The 20,587-nt window shown below is 72.1% G+C and carries 22 protein-coding genes; 15 read left to right on the forward strand and 7 right to left on the reverse strand.

Annotated features, from left to right (window positions below; genetic code table 11):
- Positions 1–70: 70 nt before the first annotated feature.
- From alr to tsaE, 3 genes are all read left to right on the forward strand, one after another.
- On the forward strand, positions 71–1,249 hold the full coding sequence (alr, locus tag ACIP89_RS10715) for an alanine racemase (RefSeq protein WP_401923511.1): 1,179 nt from the start codon (positions 71–73) through the stop codon (positions 1,247–1,249).
- A 141-nt stretch (positions 1,250–1,390) separates the two neighbouring features.
- The gene (locus ACIP89_RS10720; protein WP_401923513.1) at positions 1,391–2,638 is read left to right on the forward strand and encodes an alpha/beta fold hydrolase; all 1,248 of its coding nucleotides are present in this window, start codon (positions 1,391–1,393) and stop codon (positions 2,636–2,638) included.
- On the forward strand, positions 2,604–3,167 hold the full coding sequence (gene tsaE / locus ACIP89_RS10725) for a tRNA (adenosine(37)-N6)-threonylcarbamoyltransferase complex ATPase subunit type 1 TsaE (RefSeq protein ID WP_401923516.1): 564 nt from the start codon (positions 2,604–2,606) through the stop codon (positions 3,165–3,167). Before ACIP89_RS10720 ends, tsaE begins: the two co-directional genes overlap by 35 nt.
- 508 nt (positions 3,168–3,675) lie before the next feature.
- Here tsaE and ACIP89_RS10730 read toward each other — a convergent pair.
- Positions 3,676–4,209: a hypothetical protein gene (locus tag ACIP89_RS10730; protein ID WP_401923824.1), complete on the reverse strand. Its 534-nt coding sequence runs from the start codon at positions 4,207–4,209 to the stop codon at positions 3,676–3,678.
- A 185-nt stretch (positions 4,210–4,394) separates the two neighbouring features.
- On the opposite strand from ACIP89_RS10730, the gene tsaB reads away from it, so the two are divergent.
- Genes tsaB through ACIP89_RS10750 form a run of 4 tightly spaced genes read left to right on the forward strand, consistent with a single transcriptional unit; the run spans position 4,395 to position 6,948 of the window.
- On the forward strand, positions 4,395–5,042 hold the full coding sequence (gene tsaB / locus ACIP89_RS10735) for a tRNA (adenosine(37)-N6)-threonylcarbamoyltransferase complex dimerization subunit type 1 TsaB (protein WP_401923826.1): 648 nt from the start codon (positions 4,395–4,397) through the stop codon (positions 5,040–5,042).
- Positions 5,039–5,551, forward strand: coding sequence for a ribosomal protein S18-alanine N-acetyltransferase (gene rimI, locus ACIP89_RS10740; protein ID WP_401923522.1), 513 nt, complete (start codon positions 5,039–5,041; stop codon positions 5,549–5,551). The genes tsaB and rimI overlap by 4 nt, the downstream gene beginning before the upstream one ends.
- Before the next feature lie 3 nt (positions 5,552–5,554).
- Positions 5,555–6,673 (forward strand): tRNA (adenosine(37)-N6)-threonylcarbamoyltransferase complex transferase subunit TsaD, encoded by a 1,119-nt coding sequence (gene tsaD, locus ACIP89_RS10745; RefSeq protein ID WP_402114254.1) that lies wholly within the window; start codon positions 5,555–5,557, stop codon positions 6,671–6,673.
- Positions 6,670–6,948, forward strand: coding sequence for a hypothetical protein (locus ACIP89_RS10750; protein ID WP_401923528.1), 279 nt, complete (start codon positions 6,670–6,672; stop codon positions 6,946–6,948). The genes tsaD and ACIP89_RS10750 overlap by 4 nt, the downstream gene beginning before the upstream one ends.
- Here ACIP89_RS10750 and ACIP89_RS10755 read toward each other — a convergent pair.
- Positions 6,893–7,600: a TetR/AcrR family transcriptional regulator gene (locus tag ACIP89_RS10755; RefSeq protein WP_401923531.1), complete on the reverse strand. Its 708-nt coding sequence runs from the start codon at positions 7,598–7,600 to the stop codon at positions 6,893–6,895. The genes ACIP89_RS10750 and ACIP89_RS10755 overlap by 56 nt on opposite strands.
- 131 nt (positions 7,601–7,731) lie before the next feature.
- Between ACIP89_RS10755 and ACIP89_RS10760 the strand changes: the two genes are divergently transcribed.
- The 4 genes from ACIP89_RS10760 (at position 7,732) to ACIP89_RS10775 (ending at position 11,155) form a co-directional block, all read left to right on the forward strand.
- The gene (locus tag ACIP89_RS10760) at positions 7,732–9,264 is read left to right on the forward strand and encodes an MFS transporter (RefSeq protein WP_402114257.1); all 1,533 of its coding nucleotides are present in this window, start codon (positions 7,732–7,734) and stop codon (positions 9,262–9,264) included.
- Positions 9,265–9,548: 284 nt separating this feature from the next.
- On the forward strand, positions 9,549–10,019 hold the full coding sequence (locus ACIP89_RS10765) for a VOC family protein (RefSeq protein ID WP_402114258.1): 471 nt from the start codon (positions 9,549–9,551) through the stop codon (positions 10,017–10,019).
- 52 nt (positions 10,020–10,071) lie between these two features.
- Positions 10,072–10,737, forward strand: a complete 666-nt coding sequence (locus ACIP89_RS10770) for a hypothetical protein (protein WP_401923535.1) — start codon at positions 10,072–10,074, stop codon at positions 10,735–10,737.
- Positions 10,738–10,789: 52 nt separating this feature from the next.
- Complete coding sequence (locus ACIP89_RS10775) at positions 10,790–11,155, forward strand: hypothetical protein (RefSeq protein WP_390086349.1); 366 nt, start codon at positions 10,790–10,792, stop codon at positions 11,153–11,155.
- A gap of 24 nt (positions 11,156–11,179) precedes the next feature.
- On the opposite strand, the gene ACIP89_RS10780 is transcribed toward ACIP89_RS10775, so the two are convergent.
- Entirely contained in the window at positions 11,180–12,454 is a 1,275-nt protein-coding gene (locus ACIP89_RS10780) for a methyltransferase domain-containing protein (RefSeq protein WP_402114261.1), read from the reverse strand.
- 115 nt (positions 12,455–12,569) lie between these two features.
- Between ACIP89_RS10780 and ACIP89_RS10785 the strand changes: the two genes are divergently transcribed.
- The 4 genes from ACIP89_RS10785 to groL all read left to right on the forward strand — a co-directional run bounded on the left by ACIP89_RS10785 (position 12,570) and on the right by groL (position 16,132).
- Positions 12,570–13,559, forward strand: a complete 990-nt coding sequence (locus tag ACIP89_RS10785; RefSeq protein ID WP_402114264.1) for a polysaccharide deacetylase family protein — start codon at positions 12,570–12,572, stop codon at positions 13,557–13,559.
- The gene (locus ACIP89_RS10790) at positions 13,556–13,945 is read left to right on the forward strand and encodes a hypothetical protein (protein WP_402114266.1); all 390 of its coding nucleotides are present in this window, start codon (positions 13,556–13,558) and stop codon (positions 13,943–13,945) included. Before ACIP89_RS10785 ends, ACIP89_RS10790 begins: the two co-directional genes overlap by 4 nt.
- 152 nt (positions 13,946–14,097) lie before the next feature.
- The gene (gene groES / locus ACIP89_RS10795; RefSeq protein ID WP_093540722.1) at positions 14,098–14,406 is read left to right on the forward strand and encodes a co-chaperone GroES; all 309 of its coding nucleotides are present in this window, start codon (positions 14,098–14,100) and stop codon (positions 14,404–14,406) included.
- A 103-nt stretch (positions 14,407–14,509) separates the two neighbouring features.
- Positions 14,510–16,132, forward strand: coding sequence for a chaperonin GroEL (groL, locus tag ACIP89_RS10800; RefSeq protein WP_401923544.1), 1,623 nt, complete (start codon positions 14,510–14,512; stop codon positions 16,130–16,132).
- 203 nt (positions 16,133–16,335) lie between these two features.
- Here the strand turns inward: groL and ACIP89_RS10805 are convergent, their stop codons facing one another.
- Genes ACIP89_RS10805 through ACIP89_RS10820 form a run of 4 tightly spaced genes read right to left on the reverse strand, consistent with a single transcriptional unit; the run spans position 16,336 to position 20,581 of the window.
- Positions 16,336–17,364, reverse strand: coding sequence for a hydroxyacid dehydrogenase (locus tag ACIP89_RS10805; protein WP_401923547.1), 1,029 nt, complete (start codon positions 17,362–17,364; stop codon positions 16,336–16,338).
- 24 nt (positions 17,365–17,388) lie between these two features.
- Complete coding sequence (locus ACIP89_RS10810; protein WP_401923549.1) at positions 17,389–18,318, reverse strand: carbohydrate ABC transporter permease; 930 nt, start codon at positions 18,316–18,318, stop codon at positions 17,389–17,391.
- Positions 18,315–19,253 (reverse strand): sugar ABC transporter permease, encoded by a 939-nt coding sequence (locus ACIP89_RS10815; protein WP_311303719.1) that lies wholly within the window; start codon positions 19,251–19,253, stop codon positions 18,315–18,317. The genes ACIP89_RS10810 and ACIP89_RS10815 overlap by 4 nt, the downstream gene beginning before the upstream one ends.
- Positions 19,250–20,581, reverse strand: coding sequence for an ABC transporter substrate-binding protein (locus ACIP89_RS10820; RefSeq protein WP_401928493.1), 1,332 nt, complete (start codon positions 20,579–20,581; stop codon positions 19,250–19,252). Before ACIP89_RS10820 ends, ACIP89_RS10815 begins: the two co-directional genes overlap by 4 nt.
- Positions 20,582–20,587 lie beyond the last annotated feature (6 nt).

A 20,587-nucleotide genomic window follows, 5' to 3' on the forward strand; every position in this document is an offset into this window, starting at 1 on the left:
CCCTGCCGCGAGCGGCGCCGGAAGGCCGCTCCGTACGGCTCCGGGACACGGCTCTGAGAGACTGGGCGCGATGAACGAGACAGCGTCCCTGAGAGCCCGTGCCGAGATCGACCTCGCCGCACTCCGCGCCAACGTGCGCGTTCTGCGCGCCCGTGCGTCCGGCGCGCAGCTCATGGCCGTCGTCAAGTCCGACGCGTACGGACACGGCGCGGTGCCCTGCGCCCGTGCGGCGCTCGAAGCCGGTGCGACCTGGCTGGGCACCGCCACCCCGCAGGAGGCGCTGGCGCTGCGCGCGGCGGGGCTCGGCGGCCGGGTGATGTGCTGGCTGTGGACGCCGGGCGGGCCCTGGCGCGAGGCGGTCGAGGCCGATGTCGATGTCTCGGTCAGCGGCATGTGGGCGCTGCGCGAGGTCACCGCGGCGGCCGCGGAGGCCGGCCGCCCCGCCCGTATCCAGCTCAAGGCCGACACCGGCCTCGGCCGCAACGGCTGCCAGCCCGCCGACTGGCCCGAGCTGGTCGCCGCCGCCCGCACCGCGGAGCAGGCCGGGACGGTCCGGATCACCGGTCTCTGGTCCCACTTCGCCTGCGCCGACGAGCCGGGACACCCCTCCATCGCCGCCCAGCTGACCGTGTTCCGGGACATGGTCGCGTACGCGGAGAAGGCGGGCGCAGAGCCCGAGGTGCGGCACATCGCCAACTCCCCGGCCACGCTGACCGTCCCCGAGTCGCACTTCGACCTGGTGCGGACCGGCATCGCCATGTACGGCATCTCGCCCAGCCCCGAGCTGGGCACCCCGGCGGATTTCGGGCTCCGTCCGGTGATGACGCTCGCCGCCTCCGTCGCCCTGGTCAAGCAGGTGCCCGCCGGGCACGGCATCAGCTACGGGCACCACTACACGACGAGCGGCGAGACCACGCTCGGCCTGGTGCCGGTGGGGTACGCGGACGGCATCCCGCGCCACGCCTCCGGCCGGGGCCCGGTCCTGGTCGGCGGGGTCCGGCGGACGGTCGCGGGCCGGGTGGCGATGGACCAGTTCGTCGTCGACCTGGACGGCGACGTGGTCGCGGAGGGCAGCGACGCGGTGCTGTTCGGCCCCGGTGACCGGGGCGAGCCGAGCGCGGAGGACTGGGCGCGGGCGGCGGACACGATCGCGTACGAGATCGTCACCCGGATCGGCGGCCGGGTGCCACGCGTCTACCGGAACGGGACGGCGGACGGGACCGCCGACGGCAAGTCGGCCGGGTCCTGACCGAGGAAGCGTCCCTGACCAGGCACGATCAGATCCGGTCCGGTCAGATCGGAGCGGATTGGACTGGGACCGGCCGATCGGAACTGATGTGATCGGACCGGCCCCGACCCGAAGGACACGACCCACGAGGAGCGCGGCACGGTGAGCGAGATCAGCGCGGGGGACGCGATGGCGACGGCCGCTTCGGCGGCCGGCTGGCGCCGGGCGGGGGTCGCCGGGGCCGCCATAGGCGTGATCGCGGCGGGCGCCGCCGCCGGTGTCGCGGTCGAGCGCCTGACGGTCGGCCGGGGAATGCGGAAGCGGGCCCGGCTGGCGCTGGACGCCACCGGCCCGTACGGCTCGCTGCGCGGGCTGCCGGGCCGGGCCACCGCCGACGACGGCACCGAGCTGTACTACGAGGTCGACGAGGTGGACCCCGGAAACGGCCCCGACGGTACGCCTCCCGGCAACGCCGCCGGTCCGCGCAGGCGCCGGCTGTTCGGGCGCAAGGCCCCCGCCCCCGTCACGGTCGTCTTCAGCCACGGCTACTGCCTCAGCCAGGACTCCTGGCACTTCCAGCGCGCGGCCCTGCGCGGACTCGTGCGCACGGTCCACTGGGACCAGCGCAGCCACGGCCGCTCGGAGCGCGGCCGGGCCCAGGCGCAGGGCGTCCACGTCGGCATCGACCAGCTCGGCCGCGACCTCAAGGCCGTGATCGACGCGGCCGCCCCCGAGGGACCGCTGGTGCTGGTCGGGCACTCCATGGGCGGCATGACGATGATGGCGCTCGCCGACCAGTACCCGGCCCTGATGCGCGACCGGGTCGTCGCCGTCGCCTTCGTCGGTACGTCGAGCGGGAAGCTCGGCGAGGTCAACTTCGGGCTGCCGGTGGCGGGCGTGAACGCGGTACGGCGGGTGCTGCCCGGGGTGCTGAGGGCGCTCGGCTCGCAGGCGGAGCTGGTGGAGCGGGGCAGGCGGGCGACCGCGGACCTGTTCGCGGGGCTCATCAAGCGGTACTCGTTCGGTTCGCGGGACGTGGACCCGGCGGTCGAACGGTTCGCGGAGCGCCTCATCGAGTCCACGCCGATCGATGTCGTCGCGGAGTTCTACCCGGCCTTCACCGAGCACGACAAGAGCGCCGCGCTGCCGCTCTTCCGGGACGTCCCGGTGCTGATCCTGGCGGGGGACAAGGATCTGGTGACGCCCAGCTCGCACAGCGAGGCGATCGCGGACCGGCTGCCCGACGCGGAACTGGTCATCGTCCCGGACGCCGGGCACCTGGTGATGCTGGAGCACCCGGAGACGGTGACCGACCGGCTCGCGGACCTGCTGGTGCGGGCGGGAGCCGTACCGGAATCCTCTAACGTTGGCGGGCATGGAAGCACCGCACAACAGCCCGGCGGCCGCTGAGACCGCCGCGAACGCGCCCGGCACCGTCAGCGTGAGGCTGACCGTCGATTCCCCCGAACAGATGCAGGCCCTGGGCCGCCGGATCTCCGGTGTGCTGCGCCCCGGCGACCTCGTGATGCTCACCGGAGAGCTGGGCGCGGGGAAGACCACCCTGACCCGCGGCCTCGGTGAGGGCCTGGGGGTGCGCGGCGCCGTCACGTCCCCCACGTTCGTGATCGCCCGCGTCCATCCGCCGCTCGGGGACGGCCCGGCGCTGGTCCATGTCGACGCCTACCGGCTGGGCGGCGGGCTCGACGAGATGGAGGACCTCGACCTCGATGTGTCGCTGCCGGAGTCGGTGGTGGTCGTCGAGTGGGGCGACGGCAAGGTCGAGGAGCTGGCGGACGACCGGCTCCAGGTGCTGATCGACCGGGCGGTCGGGGACACCGACGACGAGCGGCGCGTGGTGACGCTGGTGGGCGTGGGTGCGCGCTGGGCCGGACTGCCCGATGAGTCCTGGGAGCCGTGGGCGTCGGACGCGGCCGCCTGAGCGGGGCCGCTTTCCGACGCGGTGTCGGTAAATTGTTGCGCGGGGCGGGGCGGGCGTGGTGACATGGAGGGTGAGAGCAGGTTAGGTCTGCCTAACCGTGCCTTCCACCGGAGCCCCAGGAGGCGTCCATGCCGACATCCGAGAGTGACCTGCGGCCGCCGCGTGCGGTATCGATGACCGAGCTGCTGGCGGCGGGGGCGGCGGCGAGCGCGGTATCGACGCCGCCGGAAGAGGCGCCCGCGCCGCGTGAGGGTGAGGGCGTTTCGAGCCCGTGCGGCGCGTGTGGTCCGTCGGGCGATTGAGGGCCGAAGCGTGGGGCCGGCCGGGGCCGGCGGAGCTTACGGATGTCCTCAATCGCCGGACGGGCTTGACGTGGCTGAGCTCGAAGACGTCCTCAATCGCCGGACGGGCTTGAATCTGCTGAGGTCAGAGATGTCCTCGGTCGCCGGACGGGCTTGAATCTGCTCAGGTCAGAGACGTTCTCCGGCGCCGGACGGGCTCGACGTGGTTACGGGACCACGACCACCTTCGCGCCGACCGTGGCGAACGTCCACACCGCGTTGCCGTCCGCACGGGACATCCGCACGCCGCCCGCCTTCAGCGTCGGGTCCGGGCTCTCCATCGAGCCGTCCTGCGCGGCGCTGAAGCCGATGGCCACGTCGTCGGTCGTCGCGAACCGCACCACGTGTTCGATCGGCACCCCGTCGGAGCCGGTGACGCTGCCGGAGCGCGAGGTGACCTGGTACGTCCCCGGGAGCGCGCTGACCGCGCTCGGCATGACCTTGAAGGTCCGGGTCGCCTTGCCCTTCGCGTCCACCAGCCAGACCCGCCGGTCACCCAGCGCGTACACGACCCGCGCCCCCGTGCCGGAGGAGCCGGGGACCGCGAGCGGGTCCTTCGTGGGCTTCGGCTTGGCGTGCCCGGCGGCCGGCGAGCTGCTGGACGCCTTCGGCTTCGGGGCGACGCTGGCGGGCGCGTTCGCCGACGCCTGGTAGGCCAGGAAGCTCACCGCGGCCACGGCCGCCGCGGTGAGCGCGACCACGATTCCCGAGCTGCCCCTAGACACCGTGCGCGCCTCTTTCGCTGTTGGTTGTCGTACAAGCGTTTACACGTACTCCGCGTATACCGGGTGACGGTAGCAGCCGTGGCCCCGGCTGCCGGGACGCCGTACGGGGCGCGGCCGCCCCCGCGCGGGAGCCGTAGGCTGTTTGCGTGCTCTTGCTCGCTATGGATACCGCTACCCCTGCCGTCACCGTCGCCCTGCACGACGGGACCCGTGTCGTCGCCGAGTCCGGTCAGGTCGACGCCCGGAGGCACGGGGAGCTGCTGCTGCCCGCCGTCGACCGGGTCCTCGCCGCCGCCGGGGTGAAGCTCGACGCCGTGACGGACGTGGTCGTGGGCGTCGGCCCCGGCCCGTACACCGGGCTGCGGGTCGGCCTGGTGACGGCCGCGACCTTCGGGTCCGTGCTGTCGGTGCCCGTGCACGGGCTGTGCACCCTGGACGGCCTCGCGTACGCCGCCGGACAGGACGGCGTCGAGGGACCGTTCGCCGTCGCGACGGACGCCCGCCGCAAGGAGGTCTACTGGGCCCGGTACGAGGACCCCCGCACCCGGACCGGCGAGCCCGCCGTGGACCGGCCCGCAGAGATCGCGGAGCGGCTCGCCGGGCTCCCCGTCGTCGGGGCGGGCGCGGTGCTCTACCCCGAGGCGTTCCCGGACGCGCGCGGCCCCGAGCACGTCGCGGCCGGTGCGCTGGCCGCCCTCGCCGCCGAGCGGCTCGCCTCGGGCGGCGGGATGCTGCCGCCGACGCCGCTCTACCTCCGCAGGCCCGACGCGCAGGTCCCGAAGAACTACAAGGTGGTCACGCCGAAGTGACCACCGCGACCGCCACCCTGCGCGAGATGCGCTGGTGGGACATCGAGCCGGTGCTCGACCTGGAGCACGAGCTGTTCCCGGACGACGCCTGGTCACCCGGCATGTTCTGGTCCGAGCTGGCCCACGCCAGAGGCCCGCGGGCGACCCGCCGCTACGTCGTCGCGGAGGACCCGGCCACCGGCCGGATCGTCGGCTACGCGGGACTGGCGGCGGCCGGTGACCTCGCCGACGTACAGACGATCGCCGTCTCCCGCGACCACTGGGGCGGCGGCCTCGGCTCCGAGCTGCTGACCGACCTGCTGAAGCACGCCACGGCCTTCGAGTGCGCCGAGGTGCTCCTCGAAGTCCGGGTCGACAACACCCGGGCGCAGAAGCTGTACGAACGCTTCGGCTTCGAACCGATCGGCTTCCGGCGCGGCTACTACCAGCCCGGCAACATCGACGCACTCGTCATGCGCCTCCACGTACACGAAGACGTACCGGGGCACGTACAGGAAACAGAGATCTGACTGATGGCTGACGAACCGCTCGTACTCGGTATCGAGACCTCCTGCGACGAGACCGGCGTCGGTATCGTCCGGGGGACGACGCTGCTCGCCGACGCCGTCGCGTCCAGTGTCGACACGCACGCCCGCTTCGGCGGCGTCGTCCCGGAGATCGCCTCCCGCGCGCATCTGGAGGCGATGGTCCCGACCATCGAGCGCGCGCTGAAGGAGGCCGGGGTCAGCGGCCGGGACCTCGACGGCATCTCCGTCACCGCCGGTCCGGGACTGGCCGGTGCGCTGCTCGTCGGCGTCTCGGCGGCGAAGGCGTACGCGTACGCGCTGAACAAGCCGCTGTACGGGGTGAACCACCTGGCCTCGCACATCTGCGTCGACCAGCTGGAGCACGGCCCGCTGCCCGAGCCGACGATGGCGCTGCTGGTCAGCGGCGGGCACTCCTCGCTGCTGCTGGCGCCCGACATCACCAGCGACGTACGGCCGCTCGGCGCGACCATCGACGACGCGGCGGGCGAGGCCTTCGACAAGATCGCCCGGGTGCTGCACCTCGGCTTCCCCGGCGGCCCGGTCATCGACCGGCTCGCGAGGGAGGGCGACCCGGAGGCCATCGCGTTCCCGCGCGGTCTGACCGGCTCGCGCGACCCCGCGTACGACTTCTCCTTCTCCGGCCTGAAGACCTCCGTCGCCCGCTGGATCGAGGCGAAGCGCGCGGCGGGCGAGGAGGTGCCGGTGCGGGACGTGGCGGCGTCGTTCCAGGAGGCCGTGGTGGACGTGCTCACCCGGAAGGCCGTCCGCGCCTGCAAGGACGAGGGCGTCGACCACCTGATGATCGGCGGCGGGGTCGCGGCCAACTCGCGGCTGCGGGCACTCGCCCAGGAGCGCTGCGAGCGCGCCGGCATCCGGCTGCGGGTGCCGAGGCCCGGTCTGTGCACCGACAACGGCGCGATGGTCGCCGCCCTGGGCGCGGAGATGGTGGCCCGTAACCGCGCCCCCTCGGACCTGGAGCTGTCGGCGGACTCCTCGCTGCCGGTGACCGAGACCCACGTACCCGGCGCCCACGGCCACGAGCACGCGCACACGCATGATCACGATCACGTGCACGAGATCAGCAAGGACAACCTCTACTCATGAGCGGTACGACGGTCGCCCTGATGTGGGAGGCCCGCGCCACCGAGGGCCGGGGCGCGGAGCTGCTGGAATGGGCCCGCGCCCGCGCGGGCGAGCTGGCGCGGCCGCCGCTGCGCAGCGAACTGCTGCGCGCCCCGCAGGACCGGGTCCTGGTCGTCACCTGGTGGGAGGGCGCCTACGGCGACGAGCTGCCGGAGCTGCCCGAGCCGGACGCGGGGGCCGTCACCCGGCCGGTGCACCGCTGGCGCTTCGAGTCCCTCGGGCCAGCAGACCGGTGACGATCGCGTCGAGTTCGTCCGCGACGTCGTAGTCGGCGGCGTACGTCCGCCAGTCGTCCTTGACCGCGGTGAGCCGGGGCAGCTCCGCCGCGTCCGCCTCGGTGACCATGTCGGGGAAGTACCGCCTGGACGGCGGGTGCTCGGCCCGTCTGGCGGCGGCCCGGCGGAAGACCAGGTCGCCGTAGACGTAGCTCCAGATCGTCCGGTAGGCGCGGACCGCCTGGCCGGGGGAGAGGCCGCAGTCGAGTGCGCAGCCGATGATCTCCTCGACCATCCAGAGGGCGTTGCGGTCGGTCAGCTCGCCCAGCGCGAGGATGTCGAGCACCCAGGGGATCTGCGCCAGGATTCCGTGCATGTGCGCGGCGACGGCGGTCAGCCGCTCGCGCGGGTCCGCGGGCAGCTCCGGGCGCGGGAAGGCGGCCGCCGTCCCGGACAGGGTGAGCATCAGCAGCTCGTCCTTGTCCTGGACGTAGTGGTAGAGCGCCATCGGGGTGGAGCCGAGCTCCTTCGCCACCCGCCGCATGCTCAGGGCGTCCAGACCCTCTTCCTCGATGATGCGGCGCGCCGTGGCGACCATGGCGTCCGGATCGAGCCTGCGCGGACGCCCTACGGACCGCTTCGGCCCCGGCGGTTTCTTCTCTGTCCCTGACACCCGGTCATTGTCCCTCCTCTCCTCCCTCTCCTCCCAAGGTCTTCGCGCCTCCGGGCCAAGGTCTTCGTACATAATTTCTATACGCGTATGGTAATAGCGTGACCGAGTGACCGCGAGGGAAGGGGAAGACCGTGAACGACCCGTCACGGCAGACGCGTTGGCTCCTGCTGGTAGCTCTCACCGTGCAGTTCATGGTGGCGTTGGACATGTCCGTGGTGAACGTCGCGCTGCCGGACATGCGGGCCGGTCTTGGCTTCACACCGCAGGGGCTCCTGTGGGTCGTGAACGCGTACGCGCTCGCCTTCGGCGGGCTGCTGATGCTCGGCGGGCGGCTCGCCGATCTGCTCGGCAGCCGGCCCGTGCTGATCGGCGGCCTGGTGCTCTTCGGGGCGGCGAGCCTGGCCGGCGGGCTCGCCGCGTCGCCGGGCACGCTGCTGGCCGCGCGGGCGGTGCAGGGGGTCGGCGCCGCCGCGCTCGCCCCGGTGGCCTTCGCGCTGATCGCCATCGCCTTCCCGGCCGGACCGGCGCGCTCCCGCGCCCTCGGGCTCTGGGGCATGGCGGGGGCGGCGGGCGGCGCGGTCGGGGTGCTGGCCGGCGGGGTGCTCACGGACGCGGCGGGCTGGCGTGCGGTGATGCTCGTCAACGTGCCCATCGTGGTCTTCGCCCTCCTCGCCTCCCTGCGCACCGGGCCGACCGCGGGACCCGCGGGGCCCGGTGCCCGGCTCGACGTGGCCGGGGCGCTGCTCGCCACCTGCGGTACGACCCTGCTCGTCCTCGGGCTCGTGGGGACCTCGGCCCATCCGTGGGGCTCCGCCAGGACCCTCTGCACGCTCGGCGCCGCGGCCCTGCTGCTCGTCGCCTTCGTCGCCGTCGAACAGCGCACCGCGCATCCGCTGCTGCGGCCCGGTCTGCTGAAGGGGCGGCCGGTCCTGACGGCGAACCTGTTCTGCCTGCTGCTCAGCTCCGGTCAGTTCGCCGCCTTCTACTTCGTCTCGCTCTGCCTGCAGCAGGTGCTCGGCTACGGACCGACCGCGGCCGGAAGCGCCTTCCTGCCGTTCAGCGCGGGCGTCGTGGTGGGCTCGGTCATCGCCACCCGTACGGTCGCGGCGCTCGGTACCCGGCGGCTGCTGGCCCTGGGCGGCTCGCTGGCCGCTCTCGGCATCGCCGGGTTCGCGGCCACCGCCCGGACGGACGGCTCCTTCCTCACCTTCGTCCTCGGCCCGTCCGTGGTCTGCGCCGTCGGCATCGGCATGTGCTTCGTCCCGCTCGGCACCGCCGCCACGACCGATGTCGCGGCCGGGGAGACCGGGATGGCCTCTGGGCTGCTGAACAGTGCCCGGCAGGTCGGCGGCTCGCTCGGGCTCGCGGTCCTGGTGACGGTCGCCGCGCGGGTCAGCGGGGACTCCAGCCGGCCGGCCGACCTGGTCTCCGGATACGCGACGGCCTTCTGGGCCGCCGCCGGGCTCCTCGCGGCGGGGACGCTGGCCGCGCTGGTCCTGCTCCCGCGCGACCGGGGCGCCGGGACGGCGGCCCCGGACGGGGCCGGGACGGCGACCGCTCCGGTCACCGGACCGGCGGGCGTACCGGTGGCCGGTCCGGAAGACCTCCGGACCCATCCCGCGGGAGATGCCGACCCGGCCGTGCCCCGTTCGGCGCGGAGCTGAGACACGGGGCTGAGGCGCGGAGCCGGGAGGCGGGGCCCGGCTGTGGGAGGGAGCTCGGCCGGGCCCCGCCCTCAAGGCGTACGACTTGCTGCCGGGCGACCACGGGGATCTGCTGGTCAGGATGGGCCGTACGGACGAGGCGCGCGCCGAGTCCGTACGGCCGGCGGAGCCGACCCGCGACGGACGGGAACGCGATGCCGCTGGACCGGGCCGGCCGATGAGTTCCGGGCCCGGGACCGGTCTACCCTGCACGACCGTCCGCACCACCGTGCGAGGAGAAGACCATGCAGAAAGTCACCACGTTCCTGTGGTTCGACCAGAACCGGGCCGAGGAGGCCGCGGACCACTACGTCTCGGTCGTCGGCGGCGACTCCCGCGTCCTGGACGTGACCCGCTGGACCCCGTCGTCACCCGGCGAGCCGGGCACCGTGATGACCGTGCGGTTCCAGCTGGAGGGCACGGAGTACATCGCGTTCAACGGCGGCCCCGAGTTCCCGTTCAGCGAGGCCGTGTCCCTCTCCGTCGAATGCGCCTCCCAGGAGGAGGCGGACCGGCTGTGGGACGAGCTCACCGCGGACGGCGGACAGGAGAGCCAGTGCGGCTGGCTCAAGGACAGGTTCGGCGTCTCCTGGCAGATCATCCCGCCCGGCCTCGGTGAGGCCCTGACGGACCCGGACCCGGAGAAGGCGGCACGCGCCATGAAGGCGATGCTCGGCATGAAGCGGCTCGACATCGAGGCCCTGCGCAACGCCTGACGCCCGGTCCCGGGAGCTGTCCTGGCCGGGCGCACTCGGTAGGGTCTCGGCCATGCCCCGCCGTTCAGCGCTGCCGCCGCCCCCGCCGCCCGTGGAGATACGCACCTGGCCCGACCGGGGCGCCCTGCTCGCCGACCGGGCCCTGATCCTCGGTGAGTTGGTGAAGATGCACCTGGGGCCGGGGCGGCTCGGCCTGCTGTGGCTCTGGGGTGGGCTCGGCGCGCTCGGCTGGTCGCTGGCCGGCACGGCGTTCATCCTCTTCGGGGAGTCCTACGACTACTTCGGCGCCATCTTCGGGGTGGTCTTCCTCGCCCTGGGCGCGGGCGCCCTGGTGCCGGCCGTCATCCTGGTCGTCGTCGGGCTGCGCCGCGACGTCCGGGTCCGCCGACTGCTCGTGGAATGGGGCGAGTTGGACCGCGATCCGGTGGGCGACCGGCCGCTCCGGCTGCCGCGTACGAGCCTGGTCTGGCTGCTGCTCTCCTTCCTGCTCTGCGCGGGCGGGCTGTTCACCTGCGTCGCCGTTCCGGCCGGTGCCACCCGTGGGGACGACACCTACGGGCTGGTCGCCCTCGGCATGGGGCTCGGCCTGATCAGCTGGCTCATCGGGCTGATCGGCGTCACCAAGGCGCTCCTGCACCGGCGTTGGGTGGTCCGGGTGCTGATCGGGGCGCCCGCGCCCGGCGCGCTGATCTCCTCCGGGGGCGGGGCACACCGCTGACTGCGGTCCTATCCTTGGCGCGTACACGAAGGACTCTGGGGGAGGGCGTGTCATGGAGTGGTACTGGTGGTTGCTGATCATCTTCTGGACGGGCGGATTCGGCTGGCTGGTCGACAACGCCCGTACGGCGCTGCGCAACCGGCACGAGCGCAGGCTGGAACTGCTGGAGGCCGGCAAGCGGGAGCGGCTGGCCGTCGAGGCGGCGAACAAGCCGCCGGAGCCGGTCTGCGGCTGCACGCACCACCTCGCCAAGCACGACAAGCAGGGCAAGTGCCATGAGCTGGTCGAGGTGCCGACCGCCTGGGACGAGCAGAAGAAGCCGGTCCGCTTCGAGTCGGGCGGATGCAACTGCCAGCAGTACGTGGGCCCCCAGCCGCTCTCCCAGGTGTACGCGGACGAGCTGACCGACCTCGGGTAGAGCGCCTCCGGAGTGCCGCCGCCGCTACCGGTGGCCGGCCTCCGGGCCGGTCACCGGGTGGCCGATCAGCATCGTCGGGGCGTCCGCGACCCGGGTCAGGAAGACGGTGGCCCGGTTGGGGCCCTGGAGCTTCATCTTCCGGCGCAGTTCCTCCGGTTCGACCGGCGAGCCGCGCTTCTTGACCGTCAGGACGCCGACCTTCCGCTCCCGCAGCAGCGCCTTGAGCCGCTTCATGTTGAACGGCAGCTGATCGGTGATCTCGTACCCGGCGGCGTACGGGGAGTCGTACAGCTCGTCGCTCGTGACGTACGCGATCATCTCGTCGATCAGCCGGCCGCCGCACCGGTCCGCGATGTCCGCGACCAGGTGGGCCCGGATCACCGCGCCGTCCGGCTCGTACAGATACCGGCCGACCGGTCCGACCGGCGGGGCGGGCAGCACGGCCGGGGCCGACAGGGTGGCCCCGGACGGGAGCAGGGTGGCGCGGTAGGCGCCCGCCTCGAAGCCCTCGCCGAACCAGAGCACCGCCTCCTTCACGTCGCCGCCGTCCGAGATCCACTCGGCCTCCGCCCGCGGGCCGATCGTCTCGTGCGGGACGCCGGGGGCGATCTTCAGCGCCGCTCGCGGGGCCTTCAGCGCGGCGGCGGTCGCCCAGGACAGCGGCGGGGAGTAGGCCTCCGGGTCGAAGATCCGGCCCCGGCCGCCCCGCCGGGCCGGGTCGACGAACACCGCGTCGTAGGGCGAGGCGTCGATCTCCGTGACATCGGCGCACCGCACCTCGATCAGCGCGTCCAGGCCGAGCGCGGCGGCGTTGGCCCTGGCCACCTCCGCGGTCAGCGGGTCGCGGTCCACGGCGAGGACGGAGATCCCGGCGCGGGCCAGCGCGATGGCGTCGCCGCCGATCCCGCAGCAGAGGTCGGCGACGCTGCGGACCCCGGCGCCCGCGAACCGTCCGGCGCGGTGGGCCGCCACCGAGGTGCGGGTCGCCTGCTCCACCCCGTTCGGCGTGAAGAACATCCGGTGCGCGTCCTCCGCGCCGAACTTCGCCACCGCCCGCTGCCGCAGCCGCGCCTGCCCCAGCGCCGCGGAGACCAGGCCGGCCGGGTGGGTGCGGCGCAGCCGGGTGGCGGTGGCGAGTTCGGTGGCGGGGTCGTACGAGCGCAGCCCGGCCAGCAGCTCGGCACCCTCGGGGGTGCGCAGGGCCAGGAAGCCGGCGAGGGGATCGGGGGCGCCGGAGGGGCCGGAGGGGCCGGGGCCGTCGGGCGGGCCGGTCGGGGCGAGAGCGTTCACCTGTCCCATTGTGAGCCAGCCGGGGGACCGTGCGGGTCGTGCGGCGGTGTCGGCCAGGGAGCCCGATCTTGGACTGGCAGGATGCGGCGCCATGCAGCTTGTACGACAAAAGGAAGAATTCATCATGAAGAGGCGCAGACCTGGACAGGTGGAGCAGGGGCAGGGCGGTACGGGGCGCGGGCGGCGATACCTGCGGCGCCGGCCCGGTTACGCGGTCCTGGCCGCGCTTCTGGTCGCCGCGGTCGGCTCCGGCTGCGCGGCCGGGACCGACAGCCGTACCGACGCGGGAGCGGGACAGGGCGCCAAGGCCCTCGCCGGGCAGCCGGGCGGCCAGGCCGGGAACGCGGGAGCGGCCGGCACCCGCGCCGCGCAGGCCGAGAAGGCGCGGCTCGCCCAGGCCGCCCGCGCGGTCGCCGCCAAGAAGTGGGGCCTGGCGAGCACCCCGCTGGCGGCGCCGGTCCCGCCCCCGGTGAAGCCGCACATCACCACCCGCAAGGGCTTCGAGGTCGAGGGCGGTGACGACTCGCTGCCGCCGGTCTTCACCACGGTCCCGACCGACAAGAAGATCGTCTTCCTGACGATGGACGACGGGGACGACAAGGACCCCGAGCTGCTGCGGATGATGTCGGACCTGAACATCCCGTACAGCGCCTTCCTCAGCGACTACCTGGTGCGCGACGACTACGGGTACTTCAAGGACGCGCAGGCCCGGGGCGTCACCATCAACAACCACACGCTCAACCACCGCTATCTGCCCGGTCTCTCCTACGACGAGCAGAAGCAGGAGATCTGCGACCAGCAGGACATCCTCCAGGAGCAGTACGGCGAGCGCCCGCGGCTCTTCCGGCCGCCGTACGGCAACTACAACGGCGACACCCTGCGGATCGCCAAGTCCTGCGGCATCACCGCCGTGCCCCTGTGGTCGGAGGAGGCGTTCCCCGACCACATGGAGTGGCGGGAGGAGGACCAGGACCTGCACCCCGGAGACATCATCCTCACGCACTTCCGGGGCGAGAAGGACTGGAAGGGCTCCATGCCCGACATGATCCGGGCCGTCATGAAGGTCATCACGGACAAGGGATACGCCGTGGCCCGGCTGGAGGACTACGTATGAGAAGGGCGCACCGGCTGCTGGCCGGACTGCTGGCCGCCGGTGCGCTCCTGACCGCCACAACCGGCTGCGCGCAGTCGGTGGACCCGATCGAACGGCTCGGCCGCAAGGCCGCGCAGCGGGTGAACCCGCCGGCCGTGCCGCCGGGCTCGCGCGCCGCGGGGGTGCGGGGTGACCACGGGGCGCCAGAGGCACTGGTCGCCGTCTCCTGCGGGCGTTCGCCCCGGCCGGGGGAGGCCGGGCCGCCCGGCGGAGACGTCCGGAACGGTGCGGGTGGACGGGGCGTTGTCCTGGAGGAAGGCACGGTTCCGGCCGGTCCGGAGCGTCGAGCCGTCCGGCGCGGGCGCCACGAGGGGCGTGAATTGGCACTCCGCTTGACCGAGTGCTAACCGCGGTCATAGTCTCAGTGCTGGCACTCCCCACTGGAGAGTGCCAGCAGTACTGTGCGACCGGCAGGTCCGGCACCCGCGACGACGGGCCCACCTGGTCGCCACCCAAAGACTGTTAACCCCGTGAGATCTCCGAAGGGGGAGACCGGATCGTGTCGACCGCCAGCACCAAGGTTGCGATCAAGCCGCTTGAGGACCGCATTGTGGTCCAGCCGCTCGACGCCGAGCAGACCACGGCCTCCGGCCTGGTCATTCCCGACACCGCCAAGGAGAAGCCCCAGGAGGGCGTCGTCCTGGCCGTGGGCCCGGGCCGCTTCGAGAACGGCGAGCGCCTTCCGCTCGACGTCAAGACCGGCGATGTCGTGCTGTACAGCAAGTACGGCGGCACCGAGGTGAAGTACAACGGCGAGGAGTACCTCGTCCTCTCGGCTCGCGACGTGCTCGCGATCATCGAGAAGTAATTCACCCAACGTTTGCTTCTGTTCTGCGCCCCTGGCCCCCTGCGACATAACTAGCCGGGCGGCGAGGGGCGCAGTTCTTGTTTTGAGAGGACAGTTCAGCTCCATGGCGAAGATCCTGAAGTTCGACGAGGACGCCCGTCGCGCCCTTGAGCGCGGCGTCAACAAGCTTGCCGACACGGTGAAGGTGACGATCGGCCCCAAGGGCCGCAACGTCGTCATCGACAAGAAGTTCGGTGCGCCCACCATCACCAACGACGGTGTCACCATCGCGCGCGAGGTCGAGCTCGACGACCCGTACGAGAACCTCGGTGCCCAGCTGGTGAAGGAGGTGGCGACCAAGACCAACGACGTAGCGGGTGACGGTACGACCACCGCCACCGTGCTCGCCCAGGCGCTCGTCCGCGAGGGCCTGCGCAACGTCGCCGCGGGTGCGTCCCCGGCCGCCCTGAAGAAGGGCATCGACGCCGCGGTCAAGGCCGTGTCCGAGGAGCTCCTCGCGACGGCCCGCCCGATCGACGACAAGTCCGACATCGCCGCGGTGGCCGCGCTCTCCGCGCAGGACAGCCAGGTCGGCGACCTCATCGCGGACGCGATGGACAAGGTCGGCAAGGACGGTGTCATCACCGTCGAGGAGTCCAACACCTTCGGACTGGACCTTGAGTTCACCGAGGGCATGGCCTTCGACAAGGGCTACCTGTCCCCGTACATGGTGACCGACCAGGAGCGTATGGAGGCCGTCCTCGACGACCCGTACATCCTGATCCACCAGGGCAAGATCGGCTCGATCCAGGAGCTGCTGCCGCTCCTGGAGAAGGTCATCCAGGCCGGTGCCTCGAAGCCGCTGCTGATCATCGCCGAGGACGTCGAGGGCGAGGCCCTGTCGACCCTGGTCGTCAACAAGATCCGCGGCACCTTCAACGCCGTCGCGGTGAAGGCCCCCGGCTTCGGTGACCGCCGCAAGGCCATGCTCGGTGACATCGCCACCCTCACCGGTGCGACCGTCATCGCCGAGGAGGTCGGCCTCAAGCTCGACCAGGCCGGTCTGGACGTGCTGGGCACCGCCCGCCGCGTGACCGTCTCCAAGGACGACACCACCATCGTCGACGGTGGCGGCAAGTCCGACGAGGTCACCGGCCGCGTCAACCAGATCAAGGCCGAGATCGAGTCCACGGACTCCGACTGGGACCGCGAGAAGCTCCAGGAGCGCCTGGCGAAGCTGGCCGGCGGGGTCTGCGTGATCCGCGTCGGTGCGGCCACCGAGGTGGAGCTCAAGGAGAAGAAGCACCGTCTGGAGGACGCCATCTCCGCGACCCGCGCCGCGGTCGAGGAGGGCATCGTCTCCGGTGGTGGCTCCGCTCTGGTCCACGCCGTCAAGGTCCTTGAGGACAACCTCGGCAAGACCGGCGACGAGGCCACCGGTGTCGCGGTCGTGCGCCGCGCCGCCGTCGAGCCGCTCCGCTGGATCGCGGAGAACGCCGGCCTTGAGGGCTACGTCATCACCTCGAAGGTCTCCGAGCTCGACAAGGGCCAGGGCTTCAACGCCGCGACCGGCGAGTACGGCGACCTGGTCAAGGCCGGCGTCATCGACCCGGTCAAGGTCACCCGCTCCGCCCTGGAGAACGCCGCGTCCATCGCGTCGCTGCTGCTCACGACCGAGACCCTGGTCGTCGAGAAGCCGGCCGAGGAAGAGGCCGAGGCCGGTCACGGCCACGGTCACTCCCACTAGCGCGTAGCTCTCCGCGCAAGCGGTGAGGCCCGGCACCCCGCGAGGGTGCCGGGCCTTTCGCGTGCGAACCGGCCTCGCCGGCGTTTGAGGCGCTGGGTCCGGGGCGGAGCCCCGGGGGCGCTGCCCCCGGACCCCCGCTCCTCAAACGCCGGCGAGGCTTGAACTGGCCGGGCGGGCCTCAACCGCCGGAGGGGCTTGGTCTGCTACGCCGAGCGCGGGAGCGCGTCCCCGTGGACCGGGTCCGCGAACGGGCGGCCGTTCGCGAAGCGTTGCAGCTCGTCCAGGGCCTGGTCCGCCATCCGGTGCAGCTCGTTGCCGAGCGAGCCCGCGATGTGCGGGGTCAGCAGCACGTTCGGCAGGTCGTAGAGCGGTGAGGACTCCGGCGGCAGGTCGGGGTCCGTCACGTCCAGGACGGCGTGCAGCCGGCCCCGTACCAGCTCCGTGACCAGGGCCGGTTCGTCGATCAGCGAACCGCGTGCGGTGTTGATCAGCGTGGAGCCGTCCGGCATGGCCGCCAGTTGCGCGGCGCCGATCAGCCGACGGGTGGCCGGCAGCTCCGGCGCGTGGACGGAGACGATCCCGCTGCGGGCACAGAGCTCGTCGAGGGCGACCGGCTCCGCACCGAGCCGGGCGGCCGCGGCGGGCTCCAGGTACGGGTCGTACACCAGGACCTCGAAGTCGAACGGCCGCAGCAGCTCGATGACACGGCGCCCGGTACGGGACGCGCCGACGATGCCGACCGTGCGGCCGTGGTTGCCCCAGCCGTCGAGCTCCTCGCGCCAGTCGTGCGCGGCGCGCAGCTCCCGGTAGCGGCGGGCGCTGCCGAGCACGTTCTTGCCCGCGAAGAGGATCGCGGCCAGCGTGTACTCGGCCACCGGCCGGGCGTTCGCGCCGGCCACGGAGGTGACCTGGATGCCCCGGTCCCAGCACGCGTCCGTGATGTGGTGCTTGACGCTGCCCGCGGCGTGGACGACCGCCCGCAGCCGGGGCGCGGCCGCCAGGACCGCCTCGGTGAGCGGGGGCGCGCCCCAGCCGGTGAGCAGGACCTCGGCCTCGGCCAGCGCGGCGGCGACCCGCGGGGAGGGGTCGGCCAGCCGGTGGGCGACGAGATCCGGATCGGTGCGGACGAGGCCGGTCAGCCGGTCCCGCTGAGCGGGGGTGAGCAGCCGTTCGGCGATCCCCGGTCCCATCGCCAGGAGCGCGGCGGGCCGGTTGTCAGTGGTGTGGTGCATGGTGGAACTCGGGCTCCTCGGATGTCACTTGACGCTGCCGGCGGTGAGACCGGCCTTCCAGTGACGTTGCAGGGTGATGAAGGCGATGATCAGCGGAGCGACGGCGAGGAGGGATCCGGTGACGACCATCGGATAGAAGGTGGGATCGGCGTTGGCGGTGCTGTGCCAGTTGTAGAGGCCCAGGCTCAGCGGGTAGAGCTTCTTGTCCGAGAGCATGACCAGGGGGAGGAAGAAGTTGTTCCAGATCGCGGTGAACTGGAAGAGGAAGACGGTCACGAACCCCGGCATGACCATGCGCAGACCCACCGACCAGAACGTGCGCATCTCGCCCGCCCCGTCGATCCGGGCGGCCTCCAGGACCTCGTCCGGTATGTAACCGGCGCTGAAGATCCGGGAGAGGTACACACCGAACGGGTTCACCAGGGACGGGATCAGGACCGCCCAGTAGGTGTTGACGGTCCCCGTCTTCACGGCCAGCAGGTAGAGCGGCAGGGACAGCGCGGTGGAGGGCAGCAGCACCCCGAGCAGGACGAGCGCGAACAGCTTCTCCTTGCCCCGGAAGCGGTACTTGTCGAAGGCGTACCCCGCGGCGACGCTGACCAGCGAGCAGCCGAGCGCTCCGATGCCCGCGTACAGCAGGGAGTTGCCGTACCAGCGGAAGTAGACGCCGTCCTGGTACGTGGACAGGGCGGAGAGGTTGCCGCCGAGGTTGAAGCCCTCGAAGGAGAAGACGTCACCGCCCAGCAGGTTTCCGGCGTCCTTGGTGGCCGCGGTGACCAGCCAGATCAGCGGGAACAGCGTGTAGACGGCGGCGATCACCAGCACGCCGTTGACCGCGGTCTTCGACAGCCAGCGGCTGGACCGGGCCCCTCCCGTACCGACGGGCGCGCGGCCCTCGGCGCGGGCGGGGGTGCGGGTCGGGGCGGCCGGATCGATCATGACGGGGGAGGTCATGCCCGTGCCTCCTTGCGGTTGTTGGTGAAGCGCGTGACGACGAAGGAGAGCGCGGCGGCGACGAGGGCGATGAGCACGGAGGCGGCCGCGGCGAGGCCGTAGTCGTTGCGCTCGAAGGCGGCGCTGTAGGCGTACATGTTCGGGGTCCAGGTGCTGGTCACGGCCGAGCCCGAGCCCCGGTTCAGGATCAGCGGCTCGGTGAACAGCTGGAGCGAGCCGATGATGGTGAAGAGGAGCACCATCACCAGCGAGGAGCGGATCAGCGGGAGCTTGATGGAGAAGGCGATCCGCCAGTTCCCCGCTCCGTCCACGGTCGCGGCCTCCAGCAGCGAGCGGTCGACGGCCTGCAGCGCGGCGTAGAAGATCACCACGTTGTAGCCGAGCCACTCCCACAGCGCGATGTTGACGATGGAGGGCAGCGTGCCCTGGGAAGAGAAGAAGTCGAAGCCGATGCCGCCCGACTCCATCGCCTTGACGACCGGGCTGAGCTGCGGCGTGTACAGGTAGATCCAGATCAGCGCGGCGATCAGCCCCGGGATGGCGTGCGGCAGGAACAGCGCCAGCTGGAAGAAGCGCCGGGCGCGGGCCAGCGCGGTGTCCAGCAGCAGCGCCAGCACGATCGCACCGCCGGCCATCAGCGGGATGTAGAAGGCGCAGTAGCCGAGGAGCACCCAGAAGCCGTCGCGGAACGCCTGGTCGCCGAGGGCGGAGGCGTAGTTCCCGAGCCCGTCGAAGACGGTACGGGGACCGTCGAACCCGAGTCCGGACTGCTTCTCGGTGAAGAGGCTCAGCCAGAGCGCGTAGCAGACCGGGATGATCATCGCGACGGTGAACAGGACGAAGAACGGGGTGAGGAAGGTACCGGCCGCGATCCGGGTGCGGGCCTTCGCGCTCAGCCCGCCGGGGCGGGTACCGGATGTGGGAGGCGTGCTCATGAGGGCTCCTCGACCTTCAGGCCGCGCTTCTTGAGATCGGCGACAGTGGCGTCATGGGCGGTCCTGATCGCATGCGGCAGGGTGGAGCCGCCGCCGACGACCTCACCGAGTTCGTCGCCGAGTGCGGAGTTGGTGGCGCCGGGACTCGGACCCCACACCCAGTCGGGCCCGATCGAGGCGCCCGCCTTCGTGAACAGGCCGTACAGGTCCTGGCCTCCGTAGAAGCTGGTGTCGAAGGCCTTGCGGGCGATCGGCACCATCGCGGGGGAGGCGGGCAGCGCGCTCGACGTGCTCGCCCCGATCCGGGCGTTGATGGCGTCCTGGTGGGTGGACATCCACAGCGCGAACTCGACGGCGGCCGCGGCCTTCTTGCTGTTCTTGCTCACGGCGAAGGTGGAGCCGCCGACCATCCCGCTGGAGGGCTTGTCCGCCTCCCAGCTGGGCAGCGGCAGGGCCGCCCACTTGCCCTTCTCCTCGGGGACGATGCCCGCGAGCACCCCCGCGCTCCAGGAGGCGCCGAGGTAGCCGACCGTGGTGCCCTGCTTCAGGGAGCTGGTCCACTCCGGGCTGAACGAGGAGGCGGTGCTCACCAGTTTGTCGTCGATGAGCCCCTGCCAGTACTCCGCGGTCCGCTTCGAGGCGGGGTCGGTGGTGTCGACCTTCCAGGCGTCCTTGCCCGCGCTGAACCACTGGGCACCGGCCTGCCAGGCCAGAGCCTGGAAGAAGGTCGGGTCGTCCGGGAAGAAGGTGGCGATCCTGGTCTTCGGCGCCGCCTTCTTGACCTCGGCGGCGGCGGTCCGGAAGTCGTCCCAGGTCTTCGGCGGCGCGATGCGGTGCTCGGTGAAGAAGTCCTTGCGGTAGTAGAAGACCTGCGGCGCCGCGTCGAAGGGCACCGCCCAGTTCTTGCCGCCGAGCGTCGTCATCTCGATGGTCTGCGGCAGGAACTTCTTCTTGATGTCGTCGGTGAGGTAGCCGCTGATGTCCTGGAGGGAGCCCTGGCTGACGAACGCGGAGAGCTGCGGGTACTCGATGGAGAGCAGGTCCGGGGCGATGCCCGCCTTCACCGCGTTGGCGATCTTCGGATAGCCGCCCAGACCGCCGGACGGTATCTCCTCGAACTTGACCTTGATCGTGTCGTGGGTCGCGTTGAACGCGTCCACGACCTCCTGCGACCCCTTGGTCCATGCCCAGAAGGAGACGGTCACGGGGTGTTCTGCGGTGCCATGGGCGGGGGAGTCGTCGGCGCTGCCGCCGCACGCCGTCAGGACGGCGAGGGCGGTGGCGGCGCCGACCAGCGCATGGATGGGACGGGACCAACTGCGGCTCACGGGAAC

The sequence above is a fragment of the Streptomyces sp. NPDC088730 genome (assembly GCF_044751215.1).
GTDB lineage: Bacteria > Actinomycetota > Actinomycetes > Streptomycetales > Streptomycetaceae > Streptomyces.

Coding starts and splice junctions, on each gene's coding strand:
- alr (WP_401923511.1), top strand. CDS start 71: ATGAACGAGACAGCGTCCCTGAGAGCCCGTGCCGAGATCGACCTCGCC.
- tsaE (WP_401923516.1), top strand. CDS start 2,604: ATGGAAGCACCGCACAACAGCCCGGCGGCCGCTGAGACCGCCGCGAAC.
- tsaB (WP_401923826.1), top strand. CDS start 4,395: ATGGATACCGCTACCCCTGCCGTCACCGTCGCCCTGCACGACGGGACC.
- tsaD (WP_402114254.1), top strand. CDS start 5,555: ATGGCTGACGAACCGCTCGTACTCGGTATCGAGACCTCCTGCGACGAG.
- ACIP89_RS10750 (WP_401923528.1), top strand. CDS start 6,670: ATGAGCGGTACGACGGTCGCCCTGATGTGGGAGGCCCGCGCCACCGAG.
- ACIP89_RS10765 (WP_402114258.1), top strand. CDS start 9,549: ATGCAGAAAGTCACCACGTTCCTGTGGTTCGACCAGAACCGGGCCGAG.
- ACIP89_RS10770 (WP_401923535.1), top strand. CDS start 10,072: ATGCCCCGCCGTTCAGCGCTGCCGCCGCCCCCGCCGCCCGTGGAGATA.
- ACIP89_RS10775 (WP_390086349.1), top strand. CDS start 10,790: ATGGAGTGGTACTGGTGGTTGCTGATCATCTTCTGGACGGGCGGATTC.
- ACIP89_RS10780 (WP_402114261.1), bottom strand. CDS start 12,454: ATGGGACAGGTGAACGCTCTCGCCCCGACCGGCCCGCCCGACGGCCCC.
- ACIP89_RS10785 (WP_402114264.1), top strand. CDS start 12,570: ATGAAGAGGCGCAGACCTGGACAGGTGGAGCAGGGGCAGGGCGGTACG.
- ACIP89_RS10790 (WP_402114266.1), top strand. CDS start 13,556: ATGAGAAGGGCGCACCGGCTGCTGGCCGGACTGCTGGCCGCCGGTGCG.
- groL (WP_401923544.1), top strand. CDS start 14,510: ATGGCGAAGATCCTGAAGTTCGACGAGGACGCCCGTCGCGCCCTTGAG.
- ACIP89_RS10805 (WP_401923547.1), bottom strand. CDS start 17,364: ATGCACCACACCACTGACAACCGGCCCGCCGCGCTCCTGGCGATGGGA.
- ACIP89_RS10810 (WP_401923549.1), bottom strand. CDS start 18,318: ATGACCTCCCCCGTCATGATCGATCCGGCCGCCCCGACCCGCACCCCC.
- ACIP89_RS10815 (WP_311303719.1), bottom strand. CDS start 19,253: ATGAGCACGCCTCCCACATCCGGTACCCGCCCCGGCGGGCTGAGCGCG.